General features: G+C 66.1%; 1 protein-coding gene and 1 pseudogene. Both read left to right on the top strand.

Features of this window, described 5'->3' with window-relative positions; genetic code table 11:
• Positions 1-418 (top strand): GDSL-type esterase/lipase family protein (locus tag VXC91_RS45810; RefSeq protein ID WP_329513242.1); only part of this gene is annotated, 418 nt, incomplete at its 5' end.
• Positions 419-572: 154 nt separating this feature from the next.
• Positions 573-848: pseudogene (locus VXC91_RS45805) on the top strand (transposase); the annotation flags it as partial.
• Positions 849-1254: the final 406 nt, after the last annotated feature.

The raw sequence follows: 1254 nt of genomic DNA, 5'->3' as shown, positions 1-1254 counted from the left end.
CTCGGACTCCGACTGCGTCAACCGGGTCAACCAGGCCGAGAGCTACATTCAGAACACGCTTCCCGCCCGCCTGGACGCCACCTACGACGCGATCCGCGCCAAGGCGCCCACCGCCAAAGTGGTCGTCCTCGGTTACCCGCACATGTACACCCTCAACGTCTTCTGCGTTGGGCTCAGCGACACCAAGCACCGCAAGATCGACGAGGCCGCGGACGTCCTCGACAACGTCATCGCCAACCGGGCCAGCGCCCACGGCTTCGTCTTCGGTGACGTCCGCACCACCTTCAACGGCCATGAACTGTGCTCCGGCGACGGCTGGCTGCACTCCCTGGTGTACTCGCCGAGCTGGGAGTCCTACCACCCCACCGCCACCGGCCACGCGAGCGGTTACTACCCGGTCCTCAACGCCAACAGCTGATCACGCTCACGAACGATCCCGTGCATGGCGAGCCCCTGTCCGCGCAGCGCGACGACAGGGGCTTGCCCCGGCCGACTCCGGCCCTTCTTCCGCAGCGAAAAAAATGGCTCGTTGGCCTTGGAGTGCCGGTGTCCGTGGGGCTGTTGACCCGCGCATGAGGAGGGGTCAGCAACTGCCGTGGATTGTGTCAGATGAGTTGTGGGCGCGGATCGAGCCGTTGTTGCCGGTTGTGCCGCGCCGACCAGATCACCCGGGCCGCAGGCGTCTGGATGACCGGAAGGTCCTGTCGGGCATCCTGTTCGTGCTGTACACCGGCATTCCGTGGGAGTTCCTGCCGCAGGAACTGGGCTTCGGCTCGGGCATGACCTGCTGGCGCCGCTTGCGTGACTGGAACGACGCGGGAGTCTGGCAGCGCCTGCGGGTGCTCGTGTCGGCGCCCTACCACATCTGCTTCCTCTCGACCGAGCACACGGCAGCGGACATCGAAGCGGCGCTCGACGCTCACCGGCGCGCGCTCGTACGCATGAAGGAGGAGGGCTGGCTCGAGTGACGAGCTCTCGGACTCGGTGACCGAGATGAGAGCAGTGCCCGTCGCCGTCGCGGGCCTCGGGCAGATCGGTCAGCAGATCGCACAGACACTGCTCCGGCGAAGCTCGGGACCGATCGGGTGCAGATCCAATGAGGGTGCTGTCGATCAGGCGGTGAGTATGAGCCGGTCGCGGTAGCGCGTCTGGTGGTTGCGGATGAATTCCTGCTGCTCGTGCCAGGCCCAGTAGGCGTCAAAGTCGTCATTGGCGCGGACGGCACGCAGCTTGAGTACGGCTTCAGCGCCGGAC

The organism is Streptomyces chiangmaiensis, from assembly GCF_036281785.1.
GTDB lineage: Bacteria > Actinomycetota > Actinomycetes > Streptomycetales > Streptomycetaceae > Streptomyces > Streptomyces chiangmaiensis.
The sequence above is the reverse complement of the archived record's forward strand: the minus strand, read 5'-3'. Positions and strand labels throughout refer to the sequence as shown.